Origin of the sequence: Pelodictyon luteolum (genome assembly GCF_001622165.1) — a bacterium.
Taxonomy (GTDB): domain Bacteria; phylum Bacteroidota; class Chlorobiia; order Chlorobiales; family Chlorobiaceae; genus Chlorobium; species Chlorobium luteolum_B.
Genome location: NZ_LVWG01000036.1, coordinates 103,019 through 118,173 on the forward strand (window position 1 = coordinate 103,019; position 15,155 = coordinate 118,173).

The 15,155-nt window shown below is 59.8% G+C and carries 14 protein-coding genes; 4 read left to right on the forward strand and 10 right to left on the reverse strand.

Going from position 1 to position 15,155, the window contains the following annotated elements:
• Positions 1 to 4: 4 nt before the first annotated feature.
• From A3K90_RS09905 to A3K90_RS09915, 3 genes are all read right to left on the reverse strand, one after another.
• Entirely contained in the window at positions 5 to 1,684 is a 1,680-nt protein-coding gene (locus A3K90_RS09905) for an electron transfer flavoprotein-ubiquinone oxidoreductase (RefSeq protein ID WP_303682450.1), read from the reverse strand.
• A 24-nt stretch (positions 1,685 to 1,708) separates the two neighbouring features.
• A complete protein-coding gene (gene mgtE / locus A3K90_RS09910; RefSeq protein ID WP_303682451.1) occupies positions 1,709 to 3,091 on the reverse strand; it encodes a magnesium transporter in 1,383 nt (460 codons plus the stop codon).
• 100 nt (positions 3,092 to 3,191) lie between these two features.
• Entirely contained in the window at positions 3,192 to 3,782 is a 591-nt protein-coding gene (locus A3K90_RS09915; protein ID WP_303682503.1) for a DNA-3-methyladenine glycosylase, read from the reverse strand.
• A gap of 96 nt (positions 3,783 to 3,878) precedes the next feature.
• Between A3K90_RS09915 and A3K90_RS09920 the strand changes: the two genes are divergently transcribed.
• Genes A3K90_RS09920 through A3K90_RS09935 form a run of 4 tightly spaced genes read left to right on the forward strand, consistent with a single transcriptional unit; the run spans position 3,879 to position 6,901 of the window.
• On the forward strand, positions 3,879 to 4,676 hold the full coding sequence (locus A3K90_RS09920; RefSeq protein WP_303682452.1) for a ParA family protein: 798 nt from the start codon (positions 3,879 to 3,881) through the stop codon (positions 4,674 to 4,676).
• Positions 4,677 to 4,700: 24 nt separating this feature from the next.
• A complete protein-coding gene (locus A3K90_RS09925; protein ID WP_303682453.1) occupies positions 4,701 to 5,588 on the forward strand; it encodes a ParB/RepB/Spo0J family partition protein in 888 nt (295 codons plus the stop codon).
• A gap of 45 nt (positions 5,589 to 5,633) precedes the next feature.
• Positions 5,634 to 6,380, forward strand: coding sequence for a 4-hydroxy-tetrahydrodipicolinate reductase (gene dapB, locus A3K90_RS09930; RefSeq protein ID WP_303682454.1), 747 nt, complete (start codon positions 5,634 to 5,636; stop codon positions 6,378 to 6,380).
• 5 nt (positions 6,381 to 6,385) lie between these two features.
• Positions 6,386 to 6,901, forward strand: a complete 516-nt coding sequence (locus tag A3K90_RS09935; RefSeq protein WP_303682455.1) for a hypothetical protein — start codon at positions 6,386 to 6,388, stop codon at positions 6,899 to 6,901.
• On the opposite strand, the gene menE is transcribed toward A3K90_RS09935, so the two are convergent.
• From menE to A3K90_RS09970, 7 genes are all read right to left on the reverse strand, one after another.
• The gene (gene menE / locus A3K90_RS09940; RefSeq protein WP_303682456.1) at positions 6,876 to 8,366 is read right to left on the reverse strand and encodes an o-succinylbenzoate--CoA ligase; all 1,491 of its coding nucleotides are present in this window, start codon (positions 8,364 to 8,366) and stop codon (positions 6,876 to 6,878) included. The genes A3K90_RS09935 and menE overlap by 26 nt on opposite strands.
• Complete coding sequence (menC, locus tag A3K90_RS09945; RefSeq protein WP_303682457.1) at positions 8,354 to 9,427, reverse strand: o-succinylbenzoate synthase; 1,074 nt, start codon at positions 9,425 to 9,427, stop codon at positions 8,354 to 8,356. The genes menE and menC overlap by 13 nt, the downstream gene beginning before the upstream one ends.
• The gene (gene menB, locus A3K90_RS09950; protein ID WP_303682458.1) at positions 9,424 to 10,245 is read right to left on the reverse strand and encodes a 1,4-dihydroxy-2-naphthoyl-CoA synthase; all 822 of its coding nucleotides are present in this window, start codon (positions 10,243 to 10,245) and stop codon (positions 9,424 to 9,426) included. The genes menC and menB overlap by 4 nt, the downstream gene beginning before the upstream one ends.
• A complete protein-coding gene (gene menH, locus A3K90_RS09955) occupies positions 10,245 to 11,099 on the reverse strand; it encodes a 2-succinyl-6-hydroxy-2,4-cyclohexadiene-1-carboxylate synthase (RefSeq protein WP_303682459.1) in 855 nt (284 codons plus the stop codon). Before menH ends, menB begins: the two co-directional genes overlap by 1 nt.
• Positions 11,100 to 11,162: 63 nt before the next feature.
• Positions 11,163 to 11,885 carry a uridine kinase gene (locus A3K90_RS09960; protein ID WP_303682460.1) on the reverse strand — a complete coding sequence of 241 codons (723 nt, stop codon included), beginning with the start codon at positions 11,883 to 11,885 and terminating at the stop codon, positions 11,163 to 11,165.
• 97 nt (positions 11,886 to 11,982) lie between these two features.
• A complete protein-coding gene (gene menD / locus A3K90_RS09965; RefSeq protein ID WP_303682461.1) occupies positions 11,983 to 13,734 on the reverse strand; it encodes a 2-succinyl-5-enolpyruvyl-6-hydroxy-3-cyclohexene-1-carboxylic-acid synthase in 1,752 nt (583 codons plus the stop codon).
• Positions 13,731 to 15,152 carry an isochorismate synthase gene (locus A3K90_RS09970; protein ID WP_303682462.1) on the reverse strand — a complete coding sequence of 474 codons (1,422 nt, stop codon included), beginning with the start codon at positions 15,150 to 15,152 and terminating at the stop codon, positions 13,731 to 13,733. The genes menD and A3K90_RS09970 overlap by 4 nt, the downstream gene beginning before the upstream one ends.
• Positions 15,153 to 15,155 lie beyond the last annotated feature (3 nt).

Consider the following 15,155-nt stretch of genomic DNA (forward strand, 5'->3'; position numbering starts at 1 on the left):
CGCTTCAGCTGATTTTGTAGCCGGGCCCGCCAACGCCTTCGGGAGGTGTCCAGGTGATGATCCCGTATGGGTCCGCTGCTTCGCAGGTCTTGCAGTGCAGGCAGTTGGATGCGTTGATCCGCAGTGCGCCTCCCCCATCGGTGAGTTCATAGACGCCGGCGGGACAGAACCTGGTGCAGGGGTTGCCGTACTCGTGGCGGCAGCGATCGAGGCAGATTGCGGCCATGTCTTCGGGGGATATCCTGAGGTGGCAGGGCTGGTTTTCCTCGTGCACGGTACCTGAACGGTAGATGGCATCGGCCTTGGTGAAGGTGAGTATGCCGTCGGCCGGATGCGCCTTTTCTGCCTTCTCAAGGGCGGCCATCTCTTTCCTCGATTCCAGGGCGGAATCTTGTGCTTTTTTTGTGCTTTCCCCTTTGCCTTCTAAGAGGGTTGCTCCGGGGAACTGCAGGCTGATGCCGGTCTGCAGCAGGCCATGGTAGAGTCCCCGATCGAAAGCCTGGCGGTAGTTTCGGGCAAGAACGAGTTCGTCATGTGCCCACGATGCACGGAACCGCTCCTCGTATCCGGCGAGTCGCCCGGCCGAGAAGTCATCTTGGCAGAGTGCTTCAAAGAGGGTTTCTGCTGCGAGCATTCCGGACTTCATGGCAAGGTGGATTCCCTTCAGACGGCGCATGTCGAGCATGCCGGCGGATTCGCCGACGAGGAGAAACCCCTCTCCGGATATCCTGCCCATGGCATCGTACCCGCCGGAGGTGATTGTCCGCGCCCCCGCTTCCAGGATGGTGCCGCCCTCGAGGAGGCTCCGGACAAACGGATGTTCCTTGAATCGCTGCAGGTTCAGGTGTGGGTCGGCGGCCGGGGCATGCCGTTCGACAGAGGTGACGAACCCGACCGAAAGTTCAGTATCGGAGAGGGCATAGATCCATCCGCCGCCGTAACGGCTGGACGGAAGGGGGTAGCCGAAGGTGTGACGCACCGTTCCCGCGCTTATTCTGCCGGAAGGGATCCGCCAGCACTCCTTCACGCCGGTCTCCTGGTTGCCTGCGGTACCCGGCGGGCGGAGGTTGAATATCCGGTCCAGTTCTGCCGTGAGAGATCCGCCGGCACCTTCGCCGATCACCGTGGCCCGGGCTTTGAGGACAAGGCCCGGTTCGTATGCGGGGCCGGGGGTTCCATTCTTATCGATCCCCTTGTCATCCGTCAACACCCCTATAAGGCGCCCATCTTCAACCACGGTGCCGACTGCCGCCGTGCCCTCAAACAGGTCGATGCCCTCTTCCTCTGCCAGTCCGGCCATCCACGCCCCGACACGGGAGAGCGAGCAGAGGGTGTTTGCATGGTTGCTGAGTGCATCGGGGATGCTTGGGAACCTTAGTTTCCGGTTTTTCGTGAGGTACCAGATGCCCTCTTCTGAAACGGCCGGGCCCGAAGGGAATCCGCGTTCCAGATAATCCGGCATGAACTCCCGGAGAGCTCTTGGGTCGAGGATAGCTCCTGACAGGAGGTGAGCTCCAGGGTAACGCCCCTTGTCGATGACGGCAATCGATGGCTCGAGCGGGTCAGGAGCCGTTGCATTGTGCTGTCGGAGCAGACGGCGAAGGTGGATTGCCGCAGTGAGGGTTGCCGGCCCGGCGCCGATGAAAAGGATGTCGAATTCGACTGTTTCAGGTTCGGTGTTCACGGGCGGAAGGGTTATGGAAGAGACTCAGAGGAGGATGCCTCCGAGGAGCAGCGATGCCACGCTGAAGTAGATGACGATGCCGGTCACGTCGACCAGAGTGGCGACGAACGGTGCAGAGGAGGTCGCAGGGTCGAGACCCCAGTGCTGCAGGAGCAGCGGAAGCATGGAGCCTGCAAGCGTGCCGAAGAGGACGATGCCGACGAGCGAGATGCCGACGGTCAGCGAGAGGAATACCCATTGCAGGGTCAGCTGGCCGAAGACCATGGCCCATACGATGACCCGGAATACTCCTATGAGTCCGAGCAGGCCGCCGAGCGCCATGCCGGAGATTATTTCTCGGCGCATAACGTTCCACCAGTCCCGGATGGTGATTTCGCCGAGCGCAAGGGAGCGGATGATCAGGGTTGCAGCCTGGGAGCCGGAGTTGCCGCCGCTGGAGATGATGAGCGGGATGAAGGTGGCAAGGACAATGGCTTTGGCCAGTTCCTCCTCGAAGAATGCCATTGCCGAAGCGGTAAGCATTTCACCGATGAAGAGGACGACGAGCCAGACCGCCCGCTTCTTGATGAGCTGCGGAATGGGAAGATCGATGTAGGGCTCTTCGAGGGCTTCGATACCGCCGAATTTCTGGATGTCTTCGGTCTCTTCCTCTTCTGCGACGTCAAGCATGTCATCGACCGTCACGATACCGATAAGGTAGCCGTTCGAGTCGACGACCGGAAGGGCGACGGTGTCGTACTTCTTGAAGGCGTCGAGTGCGTCCTTCTGGTCCTGGGTTGCCGTCAAGGTGACGATCTTGTCTTCGGAGACGATATCGCGGATCTTTTTCTCCGGGCTCGAGAGCAGGAGCTCACGGGCCATCAGTTCGCCTTTAAGCTTGCCGTGGTCATCGACGACATAGATGACGTTGAGGGTTTCGCTGTCGTGGCCGTACGTGCGGATGTATTCGAGGACCTGGTTGATGTTCCAGTCCTTCTTGACGGAGAGGTAGTCAGGCGACATGAGCCTGCCGACGCTGTCTTCGGCGTATGCAAGCAGGGTCTTTGCGATCTTGAACTCTTTGAATGAGAGCAGGCGGAGCAGCTCCTGCGTCACGTTGCCGGGCAGTTCCTCGAGCAGGGCCGTACGGTCATCGGCCGACATGCTGTTGAGGATGTGGGTGACATCCTTCTGGGTAAGGGCTTCGAGGAGGTTCTGCTGGGAGTCGAGATCGAGGTATTCGAATGTCTCGGTGGCGACATCCTTCGGAAGCAGGCGGAAGAGTATGGCCTGTTCGTTTTCGGGCAGGTCGCTGATCAGTTCGGCAAGGTCGACCGGCAGCCAGTCGTTGAATATCCGCTGCAGGGCGCTGAAGTTTCTGCGCTCGATCAGTTCCCTGATTTCTGGAAGGAGTGGGGTGCCGAGCATTCCGGAAGTCGTTTAGGGTGGATCCTGCCTTGCCAGCCGTCCCCTAATAAAGGACATTTTTTTACAACTTTCCAACATCGTCGTGCCATTTTGTCCCCCCTCAGGAGGGGCGCCCTTTCGAGACATGGGGATTGTCGGCAAGGTATTTTCTCCAGGGAAGTTCGCGACTCCTCGTAATCCCGACCCGGGTTGAAGTGCAAATCATCGAGGGTGGCGGCAACGGTGCGTCCAGCAAAAAGAACTCGTTGCCGAACAGGTCCCTGCCGCTGGAGCTCCTGTCGATGCCAAGGGCGCTGGTGAGCTTGGCCGGTCCGCTCATGAGGGCGGTCTCGACCGTCGTATTGCGGCGTTCCTGCATAGAGGGTATTCCTTCGAGCGGTTCCATTGCCCTGATGAGTACTGCTCCGGCAATGCCTTCGGGCTCGGTGACGATGTTCAGAAGATGGTGGCAACCGTAGGAAAAATAGACATACAGGGTACCGGGCGCCTCGAACATGACCCGGTTCCGCTCAGTCTTTTTCCTCCACGCATGGCAGGCTTCATCGTTATTGCCGAGATAGGCTTCGGTTTCGACGATCCGCCCCTTCAGGACGGTGCCTGAGGGCGTTATGCGCATGAAAACCTTCCCGAGCAGGCGCTCGGTGAGCACCAGGGTAGGAGCCGTAAAGAATTGTGTCCCGAGCCTCTCCATCACCAGCGAATAGAGTTTGTAAAAGATGTACTAAGTAGTATAATGTAGTATGTCACTCTTGAACTTCAACAGCAGCAGATTCCCCTTTCCAGATACATGGGCCGAGTAATTGCGATTGCAAACCAGAAGGGCGGGGTCGGTAAAACGACCACGGCCGTCAATATTGCGGCTTCCATTGCGATTTCCGAGTTCAGGACGCTGCTCATCGACATCGATCCTCAGGCCAATGCGACCTCGGGATTTGGTATCGACAATGGTGAGGAGATAGACAACACCTTCTATCAGGTGATGGTGAAGGGGGGGGAGATCAGGGATGCCGTCATGCGCTCCAGTCTGGAGTATCTCGATGTTCTGCCCTCGAACGTGAACCTCGTCGGCATGGAGGTGGAACTGGTGAATATGCGTGACCGCGAGTATGTGATGCAGAAGGCCTTGAAGGAGGTCAAGAACGACTACGACTACATCATCATCGACTGCCCTCCCTCACTCGGTCTCATCACCCTCAATGCCCTCACCGCGGCAGATTCAGTGCTCATCCCTGTCCAGGCGGAATATTACGCGCTTGAAGGCCTCGGCAAACTGCTCAACACGATCAGCATCGTGCGCAAGCATCTGAACCCGAAGCTCGACATCGAGGGTGTGCTTGTGACCATGTACGATGCCCGCCTCCGTCTTGCGACCCAGGTGGCTGAAGAGGTGAAGAAGTTTTTCAAGGACAAGGTATACCGTACCCACATCCGAAGAAACGTAAGGCTGTCCGAGGCTCCGAGCCATGGCATGCCGGCTCTCCTCTACGATGCCCAGAGCATAGGGTCGAAAGACTACCTGGACCTTGTCCGGGAGATGTTCGAACGGGACGGCAACATCAAAAAATTTAAAGTCCGGCAGCAGTAGCCGCCGGCGGACGGGTCAGGGGATATGGCGAAAAACGCATTGGGAAAGGGCCTGAAGGCGCTGATCCCGGAAGAGGGGTTCTCCAGGGCAGGACGGGACGAGGTCGATGTTCCCGTGCAGGAGGGGGTGATTGGCAGTCTGCCGGTCGAGAGCATCCACGCCAACCCGTTCCAGCCCCGCAAGGAGTTCGACGAGACGGCACTTGAGGAGCTCATGAACTCCATTCTGGAGAATGGCATCATCCAGCCGGTGACGGTGCAGCGGGACGGAGAGGGGTACCAGCTCATCAGCGGCGAACGGCGCCTGCGCGCAGTGCGCAAGGCCGGATACAAATTCATTCCCGCCTATATCATTGAGGCCCGAAGCGACTCCAGCAAGCTTGAGCTCGCCCTCATCGAGAACATCCAGCGTGAAGATCTCAACGCCATCGAAGTGGCGCTGGCACTTAAAAGTCTGACGACGAAGTGCAGCCTCACCCAGGACGAAGTAGCCAAGAAGGTCGGTAAGAACCGCTCTTCGGTCAGCAACTTCCTCCGCCTCCTGAAACTGCCGCTGCAGGTGCAGGACAGCATCCGTAACCGTGAAATTTCCTTCGGTCACGCCCGGGCCCTCATCAACCTGCCGGGTGAACAGCAGCAGCTGAGGGTATGGAAGCAGGTGATCGCCCACCAGCTCTCTGTCCGCCAGACTGAGGCCCTTGTGGCCCGGATGTTCCGCGAAGATGGCAGTGCCGATAAAAAGACGAAGCCGGAGCGCGAGCCGCATGTCGCGGAGCTCGAATCGCTCCTTCGCAACAAGCTGGCCACAAAGGTCCGCATCATTGAGAAAAAGGGCGGCAAGGGGGAGATCCACATCCAGTATTTTTCCGGCGACGATCTCGACCGGATTCTTGAAATCATGGGTGACGACTAAGCCTTCGGCAGTCATCACGAAACGCATAGATCAGTACGACAGCGTATGAAGTTCACTTTGGTAGGGAATGGACGGATGGGCAGGGAAGTTGCCGCCGTCATCAGCCGTTCAGGCGTTCATGAAACCGCGGCAGTCCTTGATGTTGACGCCCGGATCACCCCCGACTCTTTCCTTGGCAGTGATGCCATCATCGACTTCACCGTCCGCGGTGCATTTCTTCAGAACCTTGATGCCATGCTCGCCTCGGGTGTGCCGGTCGTGGCCGGAACCACCGGCTGGGACGATGTCCGTGCCGAGGTCGCTGCCCGGGTAAAGGCCGCCGGCGGCTCACTGCTATACTCCGCGAACTTCTCCCTCGGCGTAAACATTTTCCTTCGTACCGTTCGTGAGGCGGCACGCCTCATCGCCCCGTTCGCTCAGTTCGACATTGCTTTCAGCGAACAGCACCACACCGCCAAGGCTGATTTTCCGAGCGGAACGGCCATTGCCGCTGCAGAGCACATCCTTGCAGCAAACAGCCGGAAGAAAAGCATTGTGCGCCAGCTGTCCGATGGCAGGCCGATCCAGCCCGACGAGCTGCAGGTCGCAGCAATCCGGCTCGGCGGGGTCTTTGGCAAGCATACAGCCTTCATTGATTCAGAGGCGGACGAAATCACCATTTCCCACACCGCCAAGAGCCGCTCCGGCTTTGCATCCGGTGCCGTAGAGACCGCCGCCTGGCTGGCCGTGCGACATAGGACTGCTCCGGGTTTCTATACCATGGACGACTTCCTGAACGAAAGACTCGCATAAGCCACATGGTATTTCGTGAAAAACTTTTCGCCGTCATGCTTACGGCCTCCATCGTCGTCCTGACGACCACGGTTCCCTATCTGACGCTCGTCAACGTATTCCTGTTTGCGGGAATATTCATTGCCGGATCGGTTGCCCTCAACCGCAGCATCCTGCGTTTCCAGGTGCGTCTTCCCTATAATGAAGCCTTCATTCTCGCCTTCTTCGGTGGCGCGGTTGGCGGCATCCTCTCCGAAGCGGTATCATGGGTACTGATGGAGACACTTTCCTATCGCCCAGGGACTGAAAGCCTGTCGCTCGTCATCAGCTGGGTACTGGAAATGGCCCGTGACCGCCCGGAACTCAATCAGCAGGTGCAGGCGCTGCTTGAGGCCGAAAAGCTCGCCCTCGCTCCCCTTACGCTCTCCCTTACCGACATCCTTCAGAGCATGCTTTTCTCTGCAGCTTTCTATGCGCCGATTGCCGGATTCGGGGGGATGTGGGCCGTGTTTCGCCTCAAGCGCAAGGCAGCCCGCCGTTAGTGTCTTTTCCGCGGTACTCCGCAGCCATCAGCCTGTACCAGGCCCGATCCGTTTTTTCCGATCCCGGAAGCGTTGCCCACTGGCAAACCCTGAAAAACACCACCGGCGTTTTCAGCCGGCCGACCCGCTGATGCATTTCGCGGCGGAGGGTTTCGTCGTCAGGGGTGTTTCCGCCGGCTGTGCGTATGAATGCCGCAGGGCGCTCTCCGTATTCGGGGTCCCGCACGGGCGCGACTACGGCTTCAAGCACGCCACGTATCTCTGTCAGCGCCCTTTCCACCTCTTCGGGATGGATGTTTTCCCCGCCTGAGATGAACATACCGTCTTTTCTTCCAAGCACCCTTACCGTTCCGTCGGCGGCCAGACTGCCGATGTCGCCGGTATGGAACCATCCGTCCGGCTCCCCGACGGGGTCTATGGCGCCGTTTCTGAGGTAGCCTGTGCAGAGGCACTTTCCGCGGACCAGAAGTTCGCCGTCCGGTGCCTCGCAGACCTCCCTCCATTGAAGCACCCTTCCGCTGTCGGCTCGGTGCCCCGTCACCGGAGCGTCGGTGGTGGCAATCTGCGAGGCCATCTCAGTTGAGCCGTAGCTCAGGTAAATGGGGAGGCCTGCGGCTGCGGCTTCGTCGACGAGGCGGTCGGAAGAAGCGCTTCCTCCGAGGAGTACGGCCTTGATTCCGGCCGTCAGCTCCACACCGTTCTTCGGGTAGAGGAGCCGGTAAAGCTGCGTCGGAACAAGCGAGAGGTGCGAGATCGGGAACCGTTCGAGGGAGTCGGTGATGGATGCTCCCGGTCGGTCGATGGCAATGGAGCCGCCCGAGGCGAGTGAACGGAAGATGAGGGCGTAGCCGCCGACATGGAAGAGGGGGAGCGACAGGAGCCATGTGTCTCCGGGCTCGAACGGCAGGTTGCTGTTGGAACCGAGCGCATTGTACCAATGGTTCTTTAGCGAGTGTACCACGGCTTTTGCCCTGCCGGTGCTGGCAGAAGTGTGGATGATGGTGACGGGTCGGCCGGTCATGTCGTCGTCATTCAGCATCGCATTCCTGCGCTCCGGGATGAGGGCTGATGCTTCAGCGAGAAGTTCCAGGGAGTCGATCGCAGCGGTATCCGTGTCCGGAGGCAGGCAGCCCGGACCTGTGATGCATATGACCGGCTGCAGGTCCTGAAGCATCTGGCGGAGGCGTGCTTCAGGCAGCCGGTAGTTAAGAGGGGCTGCCACCATACCTCTTCGCAGGAGGGCAAGCAGGATGATGACCATCTCGGGTGTGTTCGGTGAGATGATTGCGACCCGCTGACCCTCCCGGATGCCCCTTTTCAGAAGCGCGGCGGCTATCCGTCCTGCGATGTCGCTGCACTCCCTGAATGAGCGGCTGCCTTCAGGCGTGAGAAGCATAGGCAGCGGGCCGAACCGGGTTGCGGCATCGGCCACCGGGTCCTGTGCAGGAGACCTCAGAGGGTCCATACCGAAGCGAGGCTGAGGTTCGTGGTCAGGACTTCCTGGGTGTCAAGGTACAGGCCTGCTGCGTCAAGCGATCCCCCTTCAGCGTGGAAGGGGATGGCCGGGAGGTCTCCCTGTAAATGGCGGAAGGTGTCCAGACCACAGGCTGCAGGCCTCGGGGAGGTTGCTGCGGCAAGCAGGGCATAGAAGCCGAGACTGATGCCGCTTTCAAAGGCAGAGCTGAAGACTGCCTGCATGTTGTGATCTGCCGCATAGCGAACCATGTTAAGAACGGCTGCGACGCCTCCGAGGCAGTTGGGCTTGAGCACCAGGGCTCCGATGCTCTCCGGGGGTAGTGCTCCGAGGAGTCCGGGGTTTTGCCAGAGGGTTTCATCAAGAGCGGCGCGGATGCCGGTTTTTGCATGGAATTCCGGAATATCGCGTGGCTGCTGGAGCGGTTCCTCGATGTAGGTGACGCTGTCTTTCGGCAGTGTGCGGGCGAAAGAGATTGCGTCGTCAAGCGGCATTGACTGGTTGGCGTCGAGCCGGAGTTCAATGTCCCCCCCGAACAGCCGGTGCAGGGCATGGACAGATGCGGCAGCTTCCTCGGCGTTCGCTTTTCCGACCTTGAGTTTGAACGCACGGTACCCTTCCCGGTAGCTGGCCTGTGCCCTCAGGAGGACGGCATCCGTCGATCCCATGAGGAGGGCGTTCAGCGGTACCCGGGGGAGCGCACTCTCCCTCGGTGCAGAAAACGGGTGCCGGCCGGTGATTGAAGCCTCAAGGTTCATGACAGCCATTTCCAGCCCCATGCGTACCGATGGAAACAGTCCTTCCGTCATGAGTGATGCGCCGTTTTCCCGGTGCATGGCGAGGGTTTCGATGATCTGGCGTTCTGCAGATTCCGTTGTCTCGCGGTGCAGCCCCGCGAGTGGGGCGATTTCGCCCCAGGCGCAGTGCTTCCCGTCTCCGGTCTTCAGGGCGAGCAGAACGCCATCGCGCTGCCGGAGGCATCGGCCTCTGAGGGTTACCGGCTCAGTGAAAGGAAGGGAGTACCGGTAGAGATAGGCATATGAGGCCGTCAAGGTCGTTTCGGGAAACGGCTGAAGTCGGGCTTGCGCTTTTCGACAAATGCGTTGCGTCCCTCCTGGCCTTCTTCGCTCATGTAGTAGAGGAGGGTGGCGTTGCCGGCCAGTTCCTGCAGGCCTGCCTGTCCGTCGCAGTCGGCGTTCAGCGAGGCCTTCAGGCAACGGATGGCCAGAGGCGAGTTCTGAAGGATCTCGCGGCACCACTGCACGGTTTCTTCTTCGAGTTTCTCAAGCGGGACCACTGTGTTGACGAGTCCCATGTCGAGCGCTTCCTGAGCAGTGTACTGACGGCAGAGGTACCAGATTTCACGGGCCTTTTTCTGCCCGACGAGGCGAGCCATGTAGCTGGCTCCCCAGCCGCCGTCGAAGGACCCTACACGCGGGCCGGTCTGACCGAACCGGGCGTTTTCTGCTGCAATGGTCAGGTCGCAGAGCATGTGCAGGACATGGCCGCCGCCGATTGCGTAGCCGGCGACCATGGCGATGACCGGTTTCGGGCAGGTGCGGATGTCACGCTGGAAATCAAGGACGTTCAGTTTGTTGACCCCTTTAGCATCGGCATAGCCGGCATTGCCGCGGATTTTCTGGTCACCTCCGGAGCAGAATGCAAGCTCACCCGCTCCAGTCAGGATGACTACGCCGACTGCTTCGTCGTTGCGCGCATCCTGAAGCGCTTCGATCATCTGCTCCACGGTCTGGGGGCGGAACGCATTGCGCCGTTCCGGGCGGTTTATGGTGATTTTGGCGATGCCTTCGGCTTTATGGTAGAGGATGTCGGAGAACTCCCCGCATTGGCTCCATGCTATGCTGCTCATTACGGCTCTCTGTCTTGCTGGTTGAAGAAATGCTGCAGGCGCTCAAGGAACCGTTCCCGTGCTTCGATGTGCAGCGTGTGGCCGCAACCGGGGAATGTTTCAAGGCGCGAGTGAGGGAACAAATTAACCATTTGACGGCCAATCTCAAGGTATTTGGGGTCTTTTTCCCCTGCCATGAACTGCACTGGCACGGGGCTTGCAGCCAGCTGATCCCAGAACGATGGCTGGTTGCCGGTGCCGAGCAGACGGAGTGAGCGGGCCAGGCTCCGGGGCGAACCTTTCCGGCGCAGTGTTTCCACCTCATGGAAGAGGGGATGGTTTTTCAGAGTGGAGAAAAGTGGCTGGCTGTACCAGAATTCCAGAAACCCCTCGAAGTTCCGCTCGATTTTGCGGGCGATTCCCCGGTCGCTTTTCCGCCTGGCCGCTCGTTCTTCTGCCGTCCGTAGCCCCGGTGAGGATGAGACGATCACTGCTCTTTTGAAGAGTTCTGGATGGCGAAGCAGGAGGGCGATGGCGATTCTTCCTCCCATCGAATAGCCTACGAGCAGGCCCGGCCGGGCGAGCAACGTTCGAAGGCCTTCGGCGAGGGTGTCGACAGTATGGAGAAAATATCCGTTTACGGTATCGTCTTCCGGATTCAGCTCATCCGGACCGTTGTCCCCAAATGCAGCCTCCCCGTGGCCCGGAAGGTCGACAAGGATGCAATGGAATCTCCCGGAGATGCCGGATGTGAAGGGCATCCAGTCGCTGCCGGAGCCGAGGAAGCCATGCAGGAAGACAATGGCGGGAAGCGACGGGTCGCCGATGGTGTTGAACCGGAGCGGAACGGGAATCGTGGTGGTGGTGGTGTCCATCGTGCAATATAATGATCCTCTGCCCCCCTCCATGATCCACTTGCGGGCTGAAGTGCCGGACGTTCAGCCTGCGGGTGTGACGGCATGCGCAGCCCGCCGCTGCCAGGGTCGGGGAGCATGACGTACGATGGCCGGGTCGAATACCCTGAAGTCCCGATCCACATGCAGGTCCGCAAGGGGTTTGAGGGAACGCACATGCTGGTGTTCGCGCTCGAGTACGCTCCAGCGATAGCCGTCTGTCGGCTCCTTGCAGCGCAGCATCTGGCTGAGTTTCGTGTCGTGATAGGTGAGGTCGATGAATACCCTGAGGTCCACTCCTTCCGTACGGATTGCGTACAGGCCGTCAATGATGAGCAGCTGGATTTTGCTGAAGTCGGTGAAGAGCTGGTCGACCTCTTCGGTGATGATGTCGATGCAGGGGATGGATACGCTTTTCCCTTTACGGAAGTCCTCGATGTTTCGGTGCAGCTGCTCCCAGTCGTATTCCTGAACCCCTACCAGTTCGAAGTTGCTTTGTATGCGGTGCTCCCGCCGCAGGAGCGGATGGACGTGGTAGTAGTTGTCGGTATGGAGGATCTTGACCCGTATGCCCCTGCCTTTGAGGAGGAGAGCAAGGGAGTGCGAGAGTTCGGACTTGCCTGCACCCGATTCTCCCGATATGGCTACAACGAACTTCTCTTCGGGCTGTTTTTTCCGGAGCAGTTCACTATCCAGCAACACCCGCTCAAGAATGGCGCCTGCCGCCGATTTGTGCTGATCGTTGATCAGCAGTACATCTCCCAACATGGCTAAAACTTCTTGGTTGCGCCGAGTTAGTGGGCATCCGTTTATGCCTGCATGAAAAGTTAACGCTTTTCTCCGGGAAGACACAAGAAAAACCGATTCAGGGGGCGGTGAAGGCAGCTTCAGCAAATGCGTTGAACCGGGCCTGCAGGGTACGGTGCTGTTCGACGTTTTCGCTGCGGGAAGAGGCAATCTCGATGATGGTGCTCCGGGGGGCTTCGCCGGCAGCGAGGAAACACTCCTCGAATTCGCGGTTGGTCCGGGGAGCGGCGTACAGGAGCCCGAACATCGCGGCGGCCGGCTGTGCCTGGAAGTGCTGCGGGGTGGCGAAGTGATCCTCGAAAATGTCATTGCAGGAGGCAACCGGGAGGAATGAGAATATGCCGCCTCCGTTGTTGTTGAGGAGCACGATACGCATCGGCCGGGATAGGGATCGAAGGAGCGAGAGGGCGTTGAGGTCGTGGAGGAAGGCGATGTCGCCGATAAGGAGCGTGACTTTCCTTCCGAGGCCTTCTGCGTACCCCGCTGCCGTTGAGATGATCCCGTCGATACCGCTTGCTCCACGGTTGAGCCCGCACGGCGGCCCGTCCGGCTGCAAAGCTGCGGCAAACGAGTCCAGTTCCCTGACCGACATGCTGTTGGATGTGAAGAGCGCCTCCCCGGGGGTAATGAGCTGCGAGATTTGTCGAGCGACCGAGATTTCGCTGAGCGGCAGGCTCGCTTCCGTGAGGGAGTCAAGCGCTCCGCTGCACTTCCGGAAGAACCCTTCGGCCGCTTCCTTGATCGGGGAGGGTTCGCTCCTGCAGCCCATGAGGCTTTCAGCGGCAGTTTGGAGAGAGGACTCAAGAGAGAGGTTCACCGGGAGATCGGGAGCGTATCGTTCCGGGTGCTCCCTGACGACTACATAATGCGCGGGCTTCCATGCTTTAAGGGCTGTCGATGGATGGCGGGCGATAAGCCGTCCCCCGAAATGCACGACGAGATCGGGACGGAACCGGTCGAGGAATGCCGGCGCAGCGAATGCCTGCTGCCATGCCCGGATGCCCTCCGTGAGGCGGAGGCCCGAGGAGAGGTCTGCGTAGAGTGGGATGCGGAGGTCGTCGGCAAGAGATGCGACAGCACGGGCGTCATCTGGAGAGGGCATGCTGCCTGCAATGAGGAGCGGCCTCCTGGCCGTGGAGAGCAGGTTGCGGATGGCCGAAATGGCGCGGGCGTCGGGCCGGCGTTCAGGATGAGCTGATGAAGTCCGGGGGCGTCCGTCGAGTTTCCATGCCTGGAGGGGCTCAAGCCAGGGGTGATGGCCTTCGAACGGTTCGGGTTCGAAGGGTTCCCTGAACGGCTGGTTCAGGTGGACGGGGCCCCGGGGTGCGCCGAGGCTTTTGGCGACGGCGTGTTCGACAGTCGAGAGCAGCGACTGAAGGGGTATTTCAGTTGATGGCTGCGGCAGCTGCATATGCCAGCGCGCGTAGCGTCCGAAGATGCCGTCCTGACGGATGGTCTGATTGGCTCCGCACTCCTGCAGGTCGAAAGGTCTGTCGGCCGATATCACGATCATCGGCATGAAATCTGCCGAAGCTTCGACAACGGCAGGGAAGTAGTTGGCCACTGCCGTGCCGGAGGTGCAGATGAGAACGGCAGGGCGGCCGGTCGCACGGGCGTGGCCAAGTGCGAAAAAGCCTGCGGAGCGCTCGTCCGGGAACATTTTCCAGCTCGCACGGGGGTTCCTCGCGACGGCGGCGGTGAGCGGGGTGGAGCGTGAGCCGGGTGAGATACAGAACATTGAGGCATTCTGGCGGATGAGCTCCTCGACGAGGACCGTGCTCCAGATCGTGGTGACCTGAGGATTGTTCATGCCTTCCCCTCTGTGATGGCCAGAAGGTCTCCGATCTTCTGCTCGACCTCGTTCCATTCCAGTTCGGGGTCGGATCCCCGGACGAGCCCTGCGCCTGAATAGAGCGAGGCGGTTGTGCCGTTGACAAGCGCCGAGCGGATGCCGACAGCGAACTCCGCCGCGTCCCTCATGATCCATCCGACCGGCCCGGCATACCAGCCGCGGCTGAAGGGTTCAAGCTCCATGATATGGCGCATGGCGTCTTCTTTCGGCACGCCGCCGACGGCCGGCGTCGGGTGCAGAATGGAGAGGACGTTCCCGTCATCCTTGCACTCGGGTTTCAGGACTGCCGAGCAGCGGGTGTAGAGGTGTGCGAGGCGGTTCAGCTGAAGCACCTGCACGTCATCCTCCATCTCGATCTGGCTGCATGCGGGGAGAAGCTCATTGTAGATCATGTCTTTGACGAACCGGTGCTCTCTGATGTCTTTTTCGGAGCCGAGGAGGGTCCGTGATGCGTACTCGTCGGTCATGGCAGCACTCTCTTTTGAACAGGTGCCGGCAAGGGCCTCGGTAAGAAGTCGGGATCCGTCCCGACGATAGAGGCGTTCAGGGGTGAAACTCAGGAATGCGCATCCCTCTTCAGGTTCGAAATAGAACCGGTATGTAGTGTTTCGCGGATAGGGGTGGCGGAGCAGGAAGAGCATCGGGTTGCAGGCTGAAGCGAACTCCAGCGTGGTTTTGCGGGCGAGCATGATTTTCTCGGTGCTGCCTTCTGCGAAAGTCGCAATGGCTTTTCTGCAGTTCCGTATCCATCCCTCCCGATCGGGGCTGCATGTACGGCCGGTCAGGGCAGGGAAACGCTCTTCGGTGTCGCCGGACTCGTTCTGGAGCGAGGCGATGAGGGCCCGGGCCTCATCTATTCTGGCGAGGGTTTCCGGGGGTGCGCCTGAATGGATGTGGCAGGTGAGTCTGCACTCGCCGTTTTCCAGGGAAAGCTCAAGTATCGGGAGAATGAAGGAAAACGCAGGAAAGTTCTTCCAGTCATGGTCCTGTTGTTCACGGCTGTTGAACGAGATTCCTCCGAAATACCTCGCGGCGCGGCTCTTTTCGGCCAATGCTTCACCGAGACGATTGAAGACGGAACTGTTCTGTTCTCTGCCGCTGAAGGTGAGGGCGTCGGCGATACCGATGCCGGCGGCGGCATAGTCCTGTTCCCGGTTTCTCCAGAAGATTCTGGGGCGGATGCTCTGGGCTGCGAGCCACCCGGCGGGGTCTAAGGGCTGCACCGGCTGGCGGAACATAAGAAGTGTACCAGGCGGATGGAGGGTGGCGGAGCCTTCGCCGCCATGCTGCTGGAGTGCTGTCTGGATGGCTTCGGCCGCCTGTGCTATGGGTAGGGGTGTCTCTCTCGGCGTGATGATGATATGGTGGTCACTCATAAG

Excerpts from the sequence above, each read along its gene's own strand:
- A3K90_RS09960 (WP_303682460.1), bottom strand. The coding sequence starts at position 11,885 with ATGTTGGGAGATGTACTGCTGATCAACGATCAGCACAAATCGGCGGCA.
- A3K90_RS09970 (WP_303682462.1), bottom strand. The coding sequence starts at position 15,152 with ATGAGTGACCACCATATCATCATCACGCCGAGAGAGACACCCCTACCC.
- menB (WP_303682458.1), bottom strand. The coding sequence starts at position 10,245 with ATGAGCAGCATAGCATGGAGCCAATGCGGGGAGTTCTCCGACATCCTC.
- A3K90_RS09935 (WP_303682455.1), top strand. The coding sequence starts at position 6,386 with ATGGTATTTCGTGAAAAACTTTTCGCCGTCATGCTTACGGCCTCCATC.
- A3K90_RS09920 (WP_303682452.1), top strand. The coding sequence starts at position 3,879 with ATGGGCCGAGTAATTGCGATTGCAAACCAGAAGGGCGGGGTCGGTAAA.
- dapB (WP_303682454.1), top strand. The coding sequence starts at position 5,634 with ATGAAGTTCACTTTGGTAGGGAATGGACGGATGGGCAGGGAAGTTGCC.
- menH (WP_303682459.1), bottom strand. The coding sequence starts at position 11,099 with ATGGACACCACCACCACCACGATTCCCGTTCCGCTCCGGTTCAACACC.
- menD (WP_303682461.1), bottom strand. The coding sequence starts at position 13,734 with ATGAACAATCCTCAGGTCACCACGATCTGGAGCACGGTCCTCGTCGAG.
- mgtE (WP_303682451.1), bottom strand. The coding sequence starts at position 3,091 with ATGCTCGGCACCCCACTCCTTCCAGAAATCAGGGAACTGATCGAGCGC.
- menE (WP_303682456.1), bottom strand. The coding sequence starts at position 8,366 with ATGGACCCTCTGAGGTCTCCTGCACAGGACCCGGTGGCCGATGCCGCA.
- A3K90_RS09925 (WP_303682453.1), top strand. The coding sequence starts at position 4,701 with ATGGCGAAAAACGCATTGGGAAAGGGCCTGAAGGCGCTGATCCCGGAA.
- A3K90_RS09915 (WP_303682503.1), bottom strand. The coding sequence starts at position 3,782 with ATGGAGAGGCTCGGGACACAATTCTTTACGGCTCCTACCCTGGTGCTC.